We start from the raw sequence: 15,894 nt of genomic DNA, 5'->3' as shown, positions 1-15,894 counted from the left end.
GAAGGTGCGCTTTGTTCACCCCCCTTCGTGTTCGAAAACGCTCTCGATGAGCAAATCGTCGAAGTACTTCAGACAGGTGAAGCGCCCAAACCCCTTGCCGCCCTGCGCGATCTTATGATCGGAGTAGAGGGTGTCGAAGGAATCCCTGTTTTCGTCGTTAAAGCCGATACCGTTATCGATGACCGTGAAACTCTCGACAGGTGGCTGGCCGCCCTCAAGGTCTTCTTGGTTCGACCGCTTCACGAGAATATCGACGCGGCCTTTCGCGATGGATGCGGCTTCAATGGCTTGGATCGCGTTCACTATGGTTTCGACTAGCGGGGTGTAGACGTTAGTTCCGGATCGGATGTTCTCGACGGCGCGTTTGACGTTGACGTTGCTCATAGCCTGATCTCCGCGTTGGGGTTTCCGGCGGCGAGCGCGTTCATCCAGGCAAGGCAAAGCTCGCGGCTTCGAAACTCACCGAAGGCGTCTTCCTCTTGTCGTTCAACGATTGGGAAGGTCGAGAAGACATAGCGGACATCGTCACGACCGGTGAGGCCGTATAGAACGAAGAACAGCGCGTCGAGCTTGGCGCGCAGCATTGCACGTCTGTTTTCATCCCAAACAAACGGGGGGCGGACTGCCCCTGCGTCATCGATGTAACCCAGATCGCGCGCAAACGGTGCCATGTCGTGGGAGGTGTAGGTCAGCTCCAATACGGTTTCGCACACGATCTGCGACGCGGACTTGCTGCCAAATCGTGTCGATTGAAACTCTGCGCGTGGGATCATCGGAAGCTGTTCCAGAATGTACCAGCTTGCGTGGTTGCTCAGGATCTTTGTCCTGGCAACGAAGTCGACCATGGTGCTGTTGAGCGATGCCGCCAATATGGCTTGGGCTTCCGCACGTTCCTTTGCGTCTTCGATTTCGATCCGCAGGATTGGAAGGGTGTGTCCGGCGCCGAACGGCGGGATGATGCAGGAAATCAGGGACCGGGCATTCGTCGTGGATGTGACATCCTTGATCGCCAACTCAACGCGCAGGTCGCCGGGATCGAGTACAAAGTAGCGCGGCGCAATGACGTGGTTCGGGTCATGCCGTTGCTCTTCCGTGGTCGCGGCTCCTTGGCCACTGCGGTGGAGATTTGCATCAACGGTTGTAATGCCGGACGCGCGATGATCGAACGCTTGGACCATCTTGCCTTCGTAAAGCGGCACCCACGTTCCCTGTGAGCTGCCCCAGACACCGCCGCTTTCAGGCCAAGCGCCTTCCTTCTCCTGAAGTTCTTTGGCGGTGCGAAACTGGTCCGAAGAGTTGGCCATGTCATACATGCGAACATATTTGACGGGCCAAGCTTTGACTTCATCGCCCGACGAGCGATCTACGAGCACGGGAAACCTGTTATAGATCTCGGTCGAGATCTCCCGGTCCCGGGTAGCTCGATAAACCGGTGCGGTCTTGGAGTTCGGATTGACGTGTTTGAAGTGATCGACATCCATGCTGAACACTTTTCGGGGGTCCTTCAGTTCGGCGATGTCCCGAACAAAAGTGGCAAAGCGGCACTGGTCGAAAGTCTTGTCCCCTCCTGAGAAGACAAGGACGCTGAACTTGAAGCGGTAGTAGACGTCTGGGAAAAAGAGAGGTCCGGAGGCCCGCTTGTTGAAGAAGTCGAAATAGCAGGACGCGGCATGCCCTTCGATCAGCTGCGAAAAGAACTCCTGCGAGCTGGTTTCCGTGGCGATGCCAGATGGGATCAGCAGCCCGACAATGCCACCAGGGGCGATTATCTTTCGCGCCCTTTCGACAAACAGTGAGTTGAAATTCGTATCGCCACCGGAAAGGAGAGGATAATCTCCTCCCTTTCTCGCCATCCGGCTGGTCGTTTCTGCGCGGGCATTCGCTTTCTCGAACTCCGCTGCGATCGGGTCGCCAGCTTTCTGCAGATCGGCGATCAAATCTTTCCGGTCGGAGGCGCGTTGAACCCTTGCTATCTCCGGACGGCGGGCGGCGAACCACTCGACTTGCTGAAGCTTGATCCTGTCCCAAGGCGGGTTGCCGACAATTGCGTCGAACCCACCATTCAGCAGGTCATCTTCCCAATCGGACCAGATACCAGGGAAAGCGACCTGCCAATTGAGGAAGTTTTCTTCGGCAATCAAAGTTCGTGCTTCTTCGAGTATTTCAGCAAACCGTTTGTCGGCGTCACGTTTGATCCGGGGATCGCGTTTGCCCATGGCAATGGCCAAAGGATCACCAAACTGACCGTCGAAAAAGACTTTCAACGCGGCTTTTCCTGCCTTGTCTTTGACGCCGATCCATTCCAGCGCGTGGATAAATTTCAATAGAGCGTCGAGGGGCGCGGTCATCTCCTGCACCTCGGCAAACACGTCGGCCGAACGATGCGCCTCGGCGATCTCAGCGTCTGTCAGACCTTCGACAATCTGCATCTTTGAGGCTGCCCGGAGCGCTCGTCTCATGGGCTCGTGCAGAAGGAGCGGTGTGCCGTATGTCGCGGCCTTGTCGATACCGCTCTTGACCCATGATCCAAAAAGGCTGTCCCCGCACCGCAAGTGGTGATCCAGGAAAGACAGTGGTGCACCCACGGTGAAGGTGTGGAGCCACAGAGCTACCTTCGCGAGTTCGACTGCCATCGGGTTCTTATCGACGCCGTAGATGCAGCGCTTTAGGACCATCCGGCGAATGATGTGCCGATCGTCGAGTTGCTCCTCGTCGATCGTCCAGCTCCGTTCGTCAGCGTTAGCAAGGATAGTGTTGCGGATCGTATCGATCCTCTCGCCAAGCGGAGAAATATAGTCCCCCCACTCCTCGGGCGCATCGAGCTCGGCCTCTGCCATGGCTGCAATCACCTGATCGGCCATGAAGTCCACCAGACTTACGAGAAAATGGCCGGAGCCCATAGCCGGGTCACAAATTTTGAGGTCAAGAAGCGCGGTCGCGGGATCGAGGCGCTTAAGCTGCCCGATCTTGCGATGATCTGGCAGATCCCCTTGCCCTAGCTCTTCGATCTTGTCTTTGAACGCACGTTTTCGCTCTTCCACAAGCGGCTCAAGGGTCTCTGTAAGAATGAGCTGCACCAAGTCATCGGGCGTATAATAGCTGCCCGACCCCTTGCGCGCGAAGATGTTGGGCTGAACGGTGATATCTTCGCCGTCGCGCGTCACCTCGTATTCGAGGAGCCGCTCATAGATCGAACCAAGCTGCTGCACCGAGAGGTTGCGGTAGTTGATATATTTGCGCCCCACCGGCGTCAGCTCAAAGGAAAGTGCGTCGATCACACGCGCCATGACTGCATCGGGGATGCGGATATTGGTTAGGATCGCATGGCGCCCCTGGTCAAACAGACCGCCATTGTAGGGCGGCAAGCCTATCGACGCGTCGCCTTGATCGATCGCCAGGAAAAGGTCGGCCATCGCTCCCCAATAGCGCGCGGCCGTATCCGAGAAGACGTCGTCATTGTCTTTGCGTTCTTTGACATCAAGGCGCACCTTGTTGCGCAGCCCATAATCGTCATAGCGCGTATCCTTGACCGGCAAGAGGTCGCGGTCTTCGGCATAGAGGATGAACAAGAGGCGATAGAGCAGGATCAGGGCGGCTTCGCGCACCTCTTGAAGATCAGCCTCGGGCGCGGCCTTGACGATGGCGCGGACCAGATCGGGGAACACCTCCCCGAAAACCTTGTTTGAGAGGTCTTCGGCAACGCGCTCTTCGTAGAACTTGCCTTCTTCGAGGGCTTTTTCATGGAAGGTGCGCGGATCAGCCCCCGCAGGCTCGAATGCCTCGCGGCAGAACACAAGGTAGAAGACCTTCAGCCAGTGGCGGCGATCAGCCTCATTGAGCGCAAAAAGCCCCTCATTGTGCCCTGGCAAGTCCAGGATCGCGGCGATGTCGAGCTCGAAGAATTGCTCGGATACCGATCGCGCACCCGAGAAATACAGCCGCCACTTCGAGCCGTTGGTCAGAATGCCCCAACGTAGTGCGCCATTGGTGATATCGTCGATGCGGCGCAAGTAGCGGAGCATCTGGGTTGATGGGGCGGTTTCTTCCCCGCGCCGGCCGGAGCGGCGATCAAGGGGGCGTGCCCATCTCTTGGATTCGACCACGGCGCGGCCGAACTCGTATCGCTTCCACTCTTCGGGAAAGCCGTTCGCCTTGGCCTTTGTCTCGGCGCTCTCAAAAAGCAAACCATCGGGCACGTCTTCGCGCCCGCGCGGCGATAGATTTTGTTGGCGAAGGGATTGTGTCCAGCCAAGCGCTTCTAGGATTGGCCAGATCAGATCGTCTTCGGTCTGACTTTCGTTGGGTGTCTGGGAAATCGGGAAGTTTTCAAAGATCGATCGAAGAGATGTTTCGAAACGGTCGAGATCAGCATTCCCGAGGGTGTTCCACTCCGAAACGCCTTGAATGGTTTCGGTCAGAAAGTCAGATGTGAATAGGCTTCCCTGGCTTGCGATCTCACTGCTCAAATCGTAACTTCCTTATTGCTTTTTGTAGATTTAGCAGGTGCCCCAGATCCGTGCACTTGGAAAAATCCCAGACGGGCGGCCCGCCAAGGGAAGGGTGTCGTTTGATCGGACGCACTTCTGTCAATGCGATCGCCTCCGCTCATTCAGGTTCAACCAGTACCTCGTATGGCGTCGCTCACCGGTTCGGCTGAGCGCACCTTTCTCGACCAGATCCTGCAGATCGCGGGTTGCGGTTGCGCGTGACGTTCCGGTGATCTTGAGATAGTTGTCGGCGCTGAGGCCGCCTTTGAAACCGCCAGGGCCTTCCCGAAAAACTCGAGCGATGGCCTTGGCCTGGCGTTCGTTCAAGTGGTCTCTGTGACGATCGTAGAAGTGTGCCTTGCTGATGAAGAAGCCGACGCGGTCGAGTGTTGCCTGTTGGGCCTTCAAGACAACTTCCGCGAACCAGACGAGCCAATCGGTCACGTCGAGCGTTTTTTGATGCTGCTCGAGCTGGTCGTAGTATGCCTTGCGCTCCTTCTCGATGGTGAAGGCGAGCGAGATGAGGGTCGGCTGGCCAATGTTCTGCGCCAGCGACTTTTCAGCGAGGGCGCGACCCAAGCGGCCGTTCCCGTCTTCGAATGGGTGGATGCTTTCGAAATAGAGGTGGCTTAGCCCTGCGCGCGTCAGCGCTGGAAGCGGCTCTGCTCCCCCCGGCCCGGTCTTGTTGAACCAATCCGCGTATCGCTCCATCTCAGGCATGACCCGCTCTGAAGGCGGCGCTTCGAAATGGATCGTGGGCCGGTCAATGCGGCCGGAAACGATTTGCATCGCCTCGGCGTGTTGTCGGTAGGCCCCGATGGTTTCCAACCGACGGTCATGCGACAGTAGCATCCGATGCCAGCGGTACAGTGTCTCATGCGTCAGCGGCTCTGCAAAACTGGAATAGACGTCGACCATCATTTCCGCGACGCCCTGTTCGCGCGGTTTGGCAGGGTAGCTGTCCGGATCGAGGCCCAGATGGCGGCGCAGCGAAGATTGCACACTGAGCCGATCGAGGATTTCACCCTCGATGGCGCTCGTCTGCATCGCTTCCTCGCTGAGAAGTTCGATGCGGAGTTGCTCGCGCTCCGGCTGGCTGACATGATGGACCGCGCCGAGGATTTCTCCGGACGACAGCAGAAACTTCTGCTCAAACGGCTCCAGAGCGGAGGCGTCATACCGGAAATCCGGCCAATCGGGCAGCGTCCAGTTCCAAGCCATGAGTTATAGACATCCTTTCTATAACTCATATCTAGATCACTTCTGAGGCATAGAAGTCAACTCTATCGCTCAAAGGACCTGCAGGACGGGATGACCGACAAACCGAAGCGAGGTCGTGAGCTAAGCATTTTCAAGGTGCGACGGACCTTGCTGACGCAGTCCGGGGATCTCTGGATTGGCGGAGTTTTCTTTCGGCGCTTGAACGAACGGTTCGTAACGAACGTCTGCAAAAGCGCGATCAAACCATGCTGGCTGCACGTCGCCATTGTTCCATTGATACAGGTAGCCAACCAGATTTTCAGATGTCTTGCAGAGGATGCGCATGATCGGTTCGCCAGTCAGGCGGGGCTTCGTGTTCATAATGCGTTCCTCCTAAATGGACCTCGTAACTCGTCACCACTGAGGTCTGAAATTCCTGTTAGCTGGTGTTAGGACTAGGTTTCTGCAACTGCAAGATGAACCGTTCTGGGTGGGCGAAAATCCACCGGCGAAATGCAAGTTATCTTTTCAGATAGGTATCTTACGGTTCATGCGGCGATGCAGCACGAACAGCAATTTCTTCCAAGATTTTGTCGATCTCGCCCCATATGCGTGGTTCCACCTGGCCGCGGATCAGGGCCCATTTACTCAAGACGTCGAGGGGGTCGTGGTCCCGAAGGAGGACACTCAGGCTGGCCGCATCGACTGCCAGAGATGTCCGGGCCTGCCACTGCGTGTTTCGAGTGCGTCGCTCCTCCGTGACTGCAGCGAAGACCGGCGACAGTTGCCAGCCTTTGACTGCACGGCGCAGGGCGGCACGCACCACATGTGCTGGCTCAACACCACAAGTCTGGAGCGCTGCTTCCTGTCGTTCGAGTGCGTTGACCCTGATGTCGATCTTCCGGGTCGGGCTCAAAGCGCGGGCCGATACGGGAGCTCTCAGGCTGGTATGCGGGTCAGAGCTTTCCGCGGTGACTTGACGCGGCGCCACGGTACCTTCCGGCACAGGCTCTGACTCGAGCCGATCAGCGTCAACGTCAGCGGCTGGGGTGCCTGTCTTTGTTGCTGTGACCTTTGCCTCATCTTCCTTCCCGGGAATCTCGCGGTCACCCTGTTGCAGGGTGGCGGCGTAGGCTGGGTCGGGCCTGGTGATGGTCGGGATCTTCTTGCGCAATCGACTGTCCTCACGCAGCAAGAATATTGTTGAGGATGTCCGTCGCCTCCTCGAGCGCCTCGACGACATAACGTACATGTGGACGCATCAGAGGGTTTGGATCAGATTGCTTTTCCAGCGCCATGGCGTGGAGAAGCCCCTTCTGATCCATCTCCTTGTAAGTGTTTCGTCGCATCATGACGGTCTCAATCACCGGAAAACGGGTGAGCGCTTCTTCAATCAGGGCGGCGTCAGCACGGGTCGTTTTCGGGTCGACCATGTTGAGGACGACGTGGTGGCGCGGAAGGCTAGAGGGGTCGTCAACACGGGATTTCAGTTTCTCAAACCAATCAGCTGTCTGCGCTCCGACATCGAAATCAGACGTTGACAGCATGACGGGCGTCACAATGTGGTCCGCAAGCACCGCGATGCCGTCTGACCATTCGGCACCGACCCCTGCGGTATCGATGAAGATGAAGTCTGCCGTGCCTGCCATGTAGACCTGATCGATCTGATCCTCGACACCCGCCACGCTTTCGACGATGGCCGAGCAGAGAAGCGGCGAACTCAGCCCACCGGTTTCCGCCCGAGCATGCCAAGCCCCGAGTACTCTCGTGCTGTCCGTGTCGATCAACATCACTCTGCGTCCGGCGGCGATCGCGGCGCTGATCAAGGCGCGCGAAAGCGTCGTTTTTCCACTGCCCCCTTTCCGGGCCATCGCTGCGATCACCACAAGATTTTCGTTCGGCATTCTGATCCTCCGCAAAAATAGTGAATCGCAACAATAATGCCAAAGCGTCGCTAAACGCATGAGGCGGAGGGGTCAAGCAGAAGTCGGGATGCGACCCGCGTTTGGCATGCAGCGGGCGGCGTTGTGCGATGACCGTGCGACGTCTGCCGTGGCGCCTTCAGCATTCGTCGCGAGGCACCACACACCCTCCAAATGTCGGGATGCGCTTGGCGATGTTCTGCGGACGGAATGCAGGTGACGGATAGCGCGCTCCAGACGACGGGAGACAGTCTCGCGTTTGTCGTTCTGCGGGTGACACGAGACGGTTGGCACGCGGCAAAACCCGTCTTGCGGGATGCAAGAGACGGGGCGCAAAAGACGCGATGCGCGATGCGGAGACCGCATCGCGTGGTGCAATGAGCGCGAAGCGCAATCCATTTGTCAAAGGACGGGAAATCCCCCCTGCAGGGCGATTTCCTACATTGAGTACAAGCCCTTATGGCCGACTCCACTTGCGTTGGGAGTCGGCGGGCTTGTACGAAGTTGGCAAGAAATAGGAACGTTAACTTCAAAATGCCCCGCCGTCGCAGACTGTCAGAGATCGAGCGATCGACCATCGCCCAAGACCGCCGGAACGGCGTCTCCGCGGCGTCGTTGGCCGCGCACTACGATGTCAGCCTGAAGACGATCTACAACGTGGTGAACCACTGGGGTGAGCGTCAGACAGCGAACGGCAGCCGATCGCGGGTTGTGGGGATCCGGGTCTCGGACGACGACCTGCGCCGGTTCGACGCGGCGCTGTCGCGGCGCGGGATTGCGCACCGCTCGGATGCCATGCGCCGCCTGATGCTGGCGGCCGAAGGTGTCTTCCTGCCCGACGACGAGATGTGCGACGAGTTGCGCAGCCTCGGCGCCGCGCTCAACCGGGTCGGCAACAACGTGAACCAGATCGCGCGACGTCTGAACGAGGCCAAGGTGCGGGGCGAGAGACTGTCCTACCCGGCCTCAAGTCACCGTGACGTCCGTGCCCTTGCGGGTCTGGTCTTCGATCTGGCCGACCAGGTTCAGGAGATGTCGCGGGCGCGTCGCAGCGTGCTGGACCTTGAGATCAGCTCTGCCTTGGCGGGCCTCGCCGAGAGGGATGAGAATGACGCGGAGTGACCGGGTCCGTGGCATCGACCCGGCGCTCTTTGACCGCGGCTGGAGCCGAGTTTCGGGATCCTGGCAGGGGCTTTCCAAGGGCGCGCAGATGGTTCGGGCCGCGCGCGGCTATTCGCCAGCGATCTTCAAGGCTATCTCGAAAGGGGGCTGCCACACCGGGGCGCAGCTACGGGCGCAGCTCACATATCTCACGACGAAGTCGACCCATATCCTCGACAGTCGCGGCACCCATGACGGGAAGAAGCAGCTCTCGGAAGCCGAGATCAACCGAGTGGCGCGGCGGTTCGAGAACCAGTGGAACGAGCGTTACAGCCCCAAGCTCGGACATACGTCGCATCTGCTGATGGCATTCCCGGTTGGAACGAGCGGCGACGAAGTGCGCGATATCACCCAAGCGGTCTGCGAGAGGTTCTTTCAAGGTGAGGGGTCGCAATTCGACTATATTGCTGCAATACACCAAGATCGCGCGCATCCACATGCGCATATCGTTCTGAACCGCCGCAGCAAGGATGGCGAAATGTTCTTTCTCGGGAAGGATCATCACTTCAACTACGACGCCTTTCGCGAGGCGATGGTCGAGGCGGCCCAAGTTCATGGGATCCGCCTCGAGGCGACGCGTCGTCTGGATCGCGGCGTCACGACCTACCGCGCCGAGATCGATGAAATCTACAAGGCTCGCGACGAAGGTCGTCCCCCAGTTGAGCGCCAGAGAACCGGCGCTGACCTGGGGGCCGCTCTGGAAACCGTCAGGCACAAGGCGTTGATCTACCGTGGGCTCGCGGCGGAGGCGTCACGTTCGAATTTCGACGACGTGGCCGAAGCGCTCGAGCGGGCCAGCACCATCCTTGCCAGTGGCGGTCAGATTCAATCTGACGGAGCCATCTACATGTCCCAAGACGAAGCAGCGTTCGACACGCTGATCACCGAGTTTTCTCAGAACATTCGCCAGATCGAGGCGGCGATCGACAGGGCGCCGGCGGCCGAGAGGCCGGTGATCGAGCGCAAGCTGACCGACGTTCTGGCCTCGGTCGCGCATTTGAACCCGCTCGGGGATCGCTCCGCCGCCCTGGTCGATGCCCCGTCCCGGGACGGCATCTATGCAAGGCCGAACTTAAGTGAAGATCACCTCGCGCGTCTTGACGATGGAGAGGTGGCACCAAAGCTGGCCGAGGCGTTGCAAGGCACGGGCATCGATGTCGAGGCTGTGGCCGCGCGCCTGCGGGAAGGGGCAGGCAATGCCGCACTGGAGCGCCAGTGGTTGGCACAGGATCTGCAGGGGATTGCCAAAGCAAGCGACCTAGATCTCGATAAACCTGCGGACCGGGAAGAAGCGCTCGACAAGCTGGAAGCCGTGCATGTTCGGTTGGGCGATGTCCTGACTGACGTGCGCGTCCTTCGCGCGCCAACCGAGATCGACGAGGTGGATGACGCTGAGGAAGTGCTCGGTGAGCGGTTGGCGGCACCAGGGGGTGATCTCGTGAAGGACGGGCCCGACATTTTTGCCCCATCGGAGCGGCAGGCGTTCAGGGCGCTGGTGGCGCAGTTCCGCCGGACGGATTTCGATCATCCGTTCTCCGACGACCCGTCTGTAAGGCGGGCCGGCGCCGTGGAGGTTGAAGAGGCCCGCGTCGCGTTCGGCGCCTATGCGCAGAGATCTCCGCAGCATGCCGAATTGGCCTCGATGGCCTGGGAACAGATGACTGACAGTCGAATGCCGCCGCAATATGCGGTATCGGCGCAGGACCGCACGCTTCATGCTGGCGACATGGACCTCGCCTTGCGGGATCCTTCGGATCATCTCGGTCCGATCACGGAAGAGCTCCGCACCCTCGCCCGATATCGCACGGAGATGTCGGATGACGAATTCGGGCAGGCCGTTAGGGGCGAAATCAACCACCTTCGTTCGCTCGGCGCGTCGCGTGCCTATATCAGCGAGCGCAGTTTCGAGATCGAGGACCAGGCGCGACAAGACTACGCCGAGCGCCGTTATCTGGAAGAGACCGCGCCAACGGTCATGGCCTTTGTGCAAAACGCCGACGTCGAGGGCCCGCTCTCCGAGTCAGAGCAGCAGGACATCGTCCGGCAGGTCAACGAACGGCTAAGCCCCGACGCAATCGACGCACTGCGGGCCGGTAACGCGGACGTCCTGGACACATTCACCGAGGATCCGCTGCGCCAGCTGGAACTCGCCAAGACCTATCTTCAAGGCAGCGAGGTCACCGCGCATGGCCCGGCCATGGAGCGCGTTCTCGATGCTCTGGCCGAAGAGCAGATCGAGGCGCAGCGCGCGCGCCACGCCGCGGCACATGGTGAGAAGGGGATCACCCATGGATAAAGGCAAGATTGCCTTAGGAGTGTTGAGCCTCGTGCTGGTCGGTCTCGCCATGGGCTATGTCGTGGCGACCGGCTTTGTCATGTTCCGCTATGGGCTTTCTCCCACGCGTTTCGACGTCACCCTGCTTGCCCGCGAATATCGGGGTCTGTCTCAGTCTGCGCCGAAGGACTTCCTCTGGGTGAACCTCATCCTTGGCGGCTTCGGCCTGGCATCGCTGATGCTGAGCGTCACGCTTCTGGGGGATGCATTGACCCGCTTCGGGACGACGCATTGGCAGACCCGCAGCGAGATGAAGAGGAACGGTTTCTTTGCCAAGCCCGGTGGCGGCTTCCTTCTGGGCAAGCTTGGCTCCCCGAAGTCCAAGCGCCCGTTCCTTGTCTCAAAAACCTTCCCCCACGCACTGATCGTGGCGCCCACGGGCCGCGGCAAGGGCGTGGGATTTGTGATCCCGAATCTGCTCACCTACAAAGGCTCTGCCGTGGTACTCGACGTGAAAGGCGAGAACTTCCGCGAGACCTCGCGCTTCCGCGCCAGCATGGGGGACAAGGTCTTCCGCTTCGCACCGACCGACTGGGATCGACCGACCCACCGTTACAACCCGCTGGCGCGCATCGCGGCCATGACCAACCCTGACCGGCAGCAGATGGAGCTAAAACTCACCGCCAAGCTCTTCCTGCAAACCGACAACGAAAAGCTGAGCGGGCTTTTGGCCGGGGGCATCGACCTTTTTGTGGCAGCGGGCCTTCTCGCCTTCGAGCGCGGCGTGCCGACCATCGGCGAGATCTATCGCATCACAGCCTCGGGGGGCGACAAGCAGAAGGAATACTTGAAGCGTTCGCAGGAGGTGAAGAACAAGTCGGCCAAACTGATCTTCGAGCGTATGGCATCGACCAACAATGACACCCTCACTTCCTACCTCTCCCTCCTGATGACATCGGGCCTCGACACCTGGGACAACCGCGCGATCGACGCCGCCACCGCGACCTCTGACTTCTCATTCCGGGAAATCCGCCGCAGCCCACATGCGATCTATCTTGTGGTCGAGTCAGAGATGATCCACCCGTTGGCTCCGCTGATCCGTCTCTTTTTCTCAGACCTGATCGCCTCGCTGCAGGCACAGGAGCCCGCGGACGATGAACCCTGGCCCGTGATGATCATGCTCGACGAGTTCGACCGGCTGGGGAAAATGCCGATCATCGCCGAAAGCATCAAGACGCTGCGCTCCTTCGGCGGAAACCTCGCCATCGTCACCCAGACCATCCCTGCGCTGGACGAAATCTATGGCGAGAATACCCGCAGGTCGCTTCAAGGCGGCGCGGGTGTGAAGCTCTACCTCACCCCGTCAGAGCAGAAGACGATCGAGGAGTTGAGCCAGGCCGTCGGCAAGACCACCAAGCGTGTGGTAACCCGCTCCCGCGCTGTTGGCCGCAATCCGTTCGAAGGGCGCAGCGTCTCAGAGCGAACCGAGGATACCCCGCTCCTGACAGAGGATGAGGCCCGACGCATGGATCTCGATGAGGTCATCCTTGTGATCGACGCGCAGATGCCTATCCGCGCGAGAAGGGTGAAGTATTTCGAGGACCCTGCCCTGAATGTGCTGCACGCGGGTCAATCGGGGAGCTTCCCGTATCCGGACGAGGATAGACTGCGGCGGGATCGGCAAATGTCCGAAACCCGCGAGACTGTAGAAAAGCTGAAGCTGGAGCTACAGGAGGTGCGGGCGTTGAATGTCGCGCCGGACGCGGACCCAAACGCGGCGAAGCCATCGAAGACTGATCCTTTTAGTTCAACGAAGGCCCGCGGCCGCGCGGCTCGTGCTGCTGCGAGCGGCGGTGTCCAGGATCAGCTGTCGCTTGATATCGAGGGATTGGGTATCACGAGCACAGACCGGACGGCGCTTGCTTCGGCAGTTCAGACGACGAGGGCGATAATTGCCGAGCACGGGTGAATTCTCAACTGCGGACCTTCGCGCAAGGCCCGGCGAATAGCGGTTCCGAGCCCAGAGTTGACCTAATACCCATCAAGCGAATGTCCGATATCCTGAGTAAGAAAGTTATGTCGGACACCAAACCGGCCCAGCTGCTCAAGGGGAGGTCCGCAGACAGTGGGTGCCGATTCCGCAGAGCGGACAATCAAAGTTCTTTCGTTCATCTTTCGGAGACACGGTCCTAGATTTCTTCCGGCCAGTATTCCGCCGCTACGGCCACCTCGATATCAGACGTCGAAGCGGCCCTGTTCGACATTCTTCCCAAGCCGGGACGCGGGAAACACCCTTCCGTTCATCACCCCCCAGACCCCGGGGGAAAGGCACTGAGCCGCCACGACGGCACCGCCGAGATTGAACTCTCCGTCGGACGCGAAAAGGGAGAACGGCCGCATGGCGCCGGTCAGAACAACGGTTTTCCCGGAGCACCTTCCTTCGAGGTGACGCGCGGTCTCCCCCATCGTGCCCGTGCCGTGCGTGACCACGATTGCCTCTTCAGGGGCGGCAGCGACTGCCGTGACAATCGCGAGCCGGTCCGCGTCATCGAATAGCAGGCTGTCCTTCAGCATCAGGAGTTCGACGACCGGAAAATAGCAGCGCCCGACACGGAGGATTTCCGGTATGTGGGTTGCTCCGCCCTGTGCAAAGGCAAGCCCTTCGGTGCGGGGATCGTGCACCTTGTCGATCGTCCCGCCGGTCACGATGATGCGCAGGTCCTTCACGATCTGCGTCCGTAATGGCGCTGATGGAAACGACAGTTGCTGCGTCGCGCTTTCATGCCCTTAACCCGCGCTGACGATGAAGGCGGCGAGCCGTTCGGGATCTGGCGCAAAGCCGTGGCCCGGACGGTCCGGGGCCGTGATCGTGCCGGGGGCGCTGAAGGTCATCTGCTCGGTCGCGAGATCTCTTTCGTAAAGCCGGCCCGCCGGGAAGATATCCGCCGCGTATTCCATTCCGGGCAGGGTCGCCAAGGCAAGCGAGACACCCTGACCAATATTCGATTCCAACATTCCGCCGGTCCAGCACGGAATGCCACGATTGGCGCAGTATCGCTGTATCGCGATCGCGTTTGTCAGGCCGCCGACCCGGCCGTGCTTGATGTTGACCCAGCGCGTCGCGCCCGTCTCGACGGCCTGTCTCGTGATCTCTAAGGACGTCAGGGTCTCGTCGAGGCAGAGCGGCGTCCGGAGTTCGCTCTGCAGCTTGCTGTGGTCAATCAGGTCCTGCCAGCCAAGCGGCTGTTCGATCATTACCAGTCCAAGCGTGTCGAGTTTGCGAAACAGCGCGATGTCGTCGAGCGTAAAGCCGGAATTGCAGTCGATGTGGACGGGCATGTCCGGGAAACTCTCCCGAACTGAGGCGACCATTTCGTAACCGCTGTCGGGTCGGAATTTCAGCTTGGTGCGGCTGAACCCACCGTCGACGGCCGCGCGCATGGCGTCCTCTAGCGCTGCCGGGCTATCCTGCACCGGAATGTCGGCGCCGACCGCGACCTCCGCATTCGCGCCGCCGATCATGTCCCACAGCGGACGGTCGTCAAGCCTTGCTGAAAGGTCCCACCAGGCAGTGTCGATCGCCGCCTTTGCGAACGTGTTTCCTTTGAACTGACCAAGAATGTCCTGCAGCGCCGCGCCGCTGTCCACCTCTTGTCCGGCTATGAGTGGCGCGAACACGTCCCGTATAAGTATGAAGGCCCCGGCGGCCCATTCGGGACAGAACTGGGGGACAGAGTAAGGCGCGGCCTCGCCCCAGCCTTCCGCATCGCCGCTTTTCAGGCGCACCAGCACGGTGTCGATCGACGTCTCCACGCTGAACGAGGTTTTCCACGGTGCCTTGAGCGGCATCGTGACGTGGTAGACTGAGATCTCATCGATCTTCATGGCCAATGCCTTCCGTCAGTTTTCCGGATCGAGTTCACCCAGGGCGTCCATCATCCCTTCGATATCGCTCAACCGATCGCGGCCCTTGCGGCCTGAGGCGTGATAAGTGCGCGTCGCGAGAAAGTTCAAGAGACTGATTACACCAACGTAGGAATCAAAAAGCGAGGTGCCGCGCACCTGACAGGCGAATATCCAAGTTGCGAGATTGCGGGTTCTGACGGCGCGTCGGTCGGTGACGTAGGCGATCGGCACGCCGCGTTCGCGGAAAAGCTCCATGGCACGGGCAAGCTGAGCCGAGCGGCGCCGGAGACCCACGGCGATCAGAAGATCGTCGGGGCCGAGATCGCCGAAATCCTCCATCAACATCTGCCCAGGTCCGGGCAGCAGCGATACATCGGGACGTATCAGGATAAGCTGGCGTCGCAGATAGTTTGCAAAGACGTAGCTGTTGCGGAAGCCAAGACAGACGACCCGCCTTGCCGAGAGAATCTTGTGCGAGACCTCCAAGATTACCGTCGCATCGATCTGCTCGATGCTTTCTCTAAGGTTCGCCATATCGGTTTCGAGATGCTTCAAGATGCTGTTCGGCCCTCGCTCGGGCACCGCGGACAGGAAAATCGGGTCGCCAGTTGTCTGGGCGTGGCGAATTTCGCGCTGCATCTCGCGGAAATCGGCATATCCCAGCCGCTTGACAAAGCGCGAGACGGCCGCCTTGGACCCGCCGGCCCTCTGCGCAAGCTCCGTCGCCGAGTAGAGCAGAACCTCGTTTGGGTACTCGAGCACACGGTCTGCAAGCGCCCGTTCCGAACCGGGCATCTTCGCGTACTTGGACCGGATTAGCCGCTCAATTGCTCTCGGCTGAACATGATCTGACTGTTTCTTGGGCATCGCCTTACTCATTCTACAAAAACCATGAAACACAGATTTCAACAAGTTGACAACTTGAAATCTTAGTTTCAGACTT

At 59.6% G+C, this 15,894-nt stretch carries 12 protein-coding genes; 3 read left to right on the top strand and 9 right to left on the bottom strand.

What is annotated here, in order from left to right; genetic code table 11:
• Positions 1 to 15 precede the first annotated feature (15 nt).
• The 6 genes from ACU0DV_RS06635 to ACU0DV_RS06610 all read right to left on the bottom strand — a co-directional run bounded on the left by ACU0DV_RS06635 (position 16) and on the right by ACU0DV_RS06610 (position 7,591).
• The gene (locus ACU0DV_RS06635; RefSeq protein ID WP_446273502.1) at positions 16 to 384 is read right to left on the bottom strand and encodes an ATP-binding protein; all 369 of its coding nucleotides are present in this window, start codon (positions 382 to 384) and stop codon (positions 16 to 18) included.
• The gene (locus tag ACU0DV_RS06630) at positions 381 to 4,466 is read right to left on the bottom strand and encodes an Eco57I restriction-modification methylase domain-containing protein (protein ID WP_446273501.1); all 4,086 of its coding nucleotides are present in this window, start codon (positions 4,464 to 4,466) and stop codon (positions 381 to 383) included. The genes ACU0DV_RS06635 and ACU0DV_RS06630 overlap by 4 nt, the downstream gene beginning before the upstream one ends.
• Positions 4,467 to 4,586: 120 nt before the next feature.
• Complete coding sequence (locus ACU0DV_RS06625; protein ID WP_446273500.1) at positions 4,587 to 5,708, bottom strand: DUF4172 domain-containing protein; 1,122 nt, start codon at positions 5,706 to 5,708, stop codon at positions 4,587 to 4,589.
• A 120-nt stretch (positions 5,709 to 5,828) separates the two neighbouring features.
• Positions 5,829 to 6,068, bottom strand: coding sequence for a hypothetical protein (locus tag ACU0DV_RS06620; protein ID WP_276153509.1), 240 nt, complete (start codon positions 6,066 to 6,068; stop codon positions 5,829 to 5,831).
• A gap of 160 nt (positions 6,069 to 6,228) precedes the next feature.
• Complete coding sequence (locus tag ACU0DV_RS06615) at positions 6,229 to 6,861, bottom strand: hypothetical protein (protein WP_446273499.1); 633 nt, start codon at positions 6,859 to 6,861, stop codon at positions 6,229 to 6,231.
• A gap of 10 nt (positions 6,862 to 6,871) precedes the next feature.
• Positions 6,872 to 7,591, bottom strand: coding sequence for a ParA family protein (locus tag ACU0DV_RS06610; RefSeq protein ID WP_446273498.1), 720 nt, complete (start codon positions 7,589 to 7,591; stop codon positions 6,872 to 6,874).
• A 552-nt stretch (positions 7,592 to 8,143) separates the two neighbouring features.
• Here ACU0DV_RS06610 and mobC point away from each other — a divergent pair.
• The 3 genes from mobC to ACU0DV_RS06595 are packed head-to-tail and all read left to right on the top strand — an operon-like array spanning position 8,144 to position 13,014.
• Positions 8,144 to 8,731: a plasmid mobilization relaxosome protein MobC gene (gene mobC / locus ACU0DV_RS06605; RefSeq protein ID WP_446273497.1), complete on the top strand. Its 588-nt coding sequence runs from the start codon at positions 8,144 to 8,146 to the stop codon at positions 8,729 to 8,731.
• Entirely contained in the window at positions 8,718 to 11,066 is a 2,349-nt protein-coding gene (locus tag ACU0DV_RS06600; RefSeq protein ID WP_446273496.1) for a relaxase/mobilization nuclease domain-containing protein, read from the top strand. The genes mobC and ACU0DV_RS06600 overlap by 14 nt, the downstream gene beginning before the upstream one ends.
• The gene (locus ACU0DV_RS06595) at positions 11,059 to 13,014 is read left to right on the top strand and encodes a type IV secretory system conjugative DNA transfer family protein (protein ID WP_057820994.1); all 1,956 of its coding nucleotides are present in this window, start codon (positions 11,059 to 11,061) and stop codon (positions 13,012 to 13,014) included. Before ACU0DV_RS06600 ends, ACU0DV_RS06595 begins: the two co-directional genes overlap by 8 nt.
• A 266-nt stretch (positions 13,015 to 13,280) precedes the next feature.
• Here ACU0DV_RS06595 and ACU0DV_RS06590 read toward each other — a convergent pair whose 3' ends face one another.
• Genes ACU0DV_RS06590 through ACU0DV_RS06580 form a run of 3 tightly spaced genes read right to left on the bottom strand, consistent with a single transcriptional unit; the run spans position 13,281 to position 15,818 of the window.
• The gene (locus tag ACU0DV_RS06590) at positions 13,281 to 13,772 is read right to left on the bottom strand and encodes an asparaginase domain-containing protein (RefSeq protein ID WP_111733945.1); all 492 of its coding nucleotides are present in this window, start codon (positions 13,770 to 13,772) and stop codon (positions 13,281 to 13,283) included.
• A 60-nt stretch (positions 13,773 to 13,832) separates the two neighbouring features.
• Positions 13,833 to 14,930, bottom strand: a complete 1,098-nt coding sequence (menC, locus tag ACU0DV_RS06585; protein ID WP_111733943.1) for an o-succinylbenzoate synthase — start codon at positions 14,928 to 14,930, stop codon at positions 13,833 to 13,835.
• 15 nt (positions 14,931 to 14,945) lie between these two features.
• Positions 14,946 to 15,818 (bottom strand): MurR/RpiR family transcriptional regulator, encoded by an 873-nt coding sequence (locus tag ACU0DV_RS06580; protein WP_162685539.1) that lies wholly within the window; start codon positions 15,816 to 15,818, stop codon positions 14,946 to 14,948.
• Positions 15,819 to 15,894: the final 76 nt, after the last annotated feature.

It is taken from the genome of Sagittula sp., from assembly GCF_052825245.1.
Note: the sequence above shows the minus strand (reverse complement) of the source record. Positions and strands in the feature narration are given on the sequence as shown.

Bases quoted from the DNA above. Each gene is read 5' to 3' on its own strand.
- ACU0DV_RS06635 (WP_446273502.1), bottom strand. From the start codon at position 384: ATGAGCAACGTCAACGTCAAACGCGCCGTCGAGAACATCCGATCCGGA.
- ACU0DV_RS06625 (WP_446273500.1), bottom strand. From the start codon at position 5,708: ATGGCTTGGAACTGGACGCTGCCCGATTGGCCGGATTTCCGGTATGAC.
- ACU0DV_RS06620 (WP_276153509.1), bottom strand. From the start codon at position 6,068: ATGAACACGAAGCCCCGCCTGACTGGCGAACCGATCATGCGCATCCTC.
- ACU0DV_RS06610 (WP_446273498.1), bottom strand. From the start codon at position 7,591: ATGCCGAACGAAAATCTTGTGGTGATCGCAGCGATGGCCCGGAAAGGG.
- mobC (WP_446273497.1), top strand. From the start codon at position 8,144: ATGCCCCGCCGTCGCAGACTGTCAGAGATCGAGCGATCGACCATCGCC.
- ACU0DV_RS06600 (WP_446273496.1), top strand. From the start codon at position 8,718: ATGACGCGGAGTGACCGGGTCCGTGGCATCGACCCGGCGCTCTTTGAC.
- ACU0DV_RS06595 (WP_057820994.1), top strand. From the start codon at position 11,059: ATGGATAAAGGCAAGATTGCCTTAGGAGTGTTGAGCCTCGTGCTGGTC.
- menC (WP_111733943.1), bottom strand. From the start codon at position 14,930: ATGAAGATCGATGAGATCTCAGTCTACCACGTCACGATGCCGCTCAAG.
- ACU0DV_RS06580 (WP_162685539.1), bottom strand. From the start codon at position 15,818: ATGCCCAAGAAACAGTCAGATCATGTTCAGCCGAGAGCAATTGAGCGG.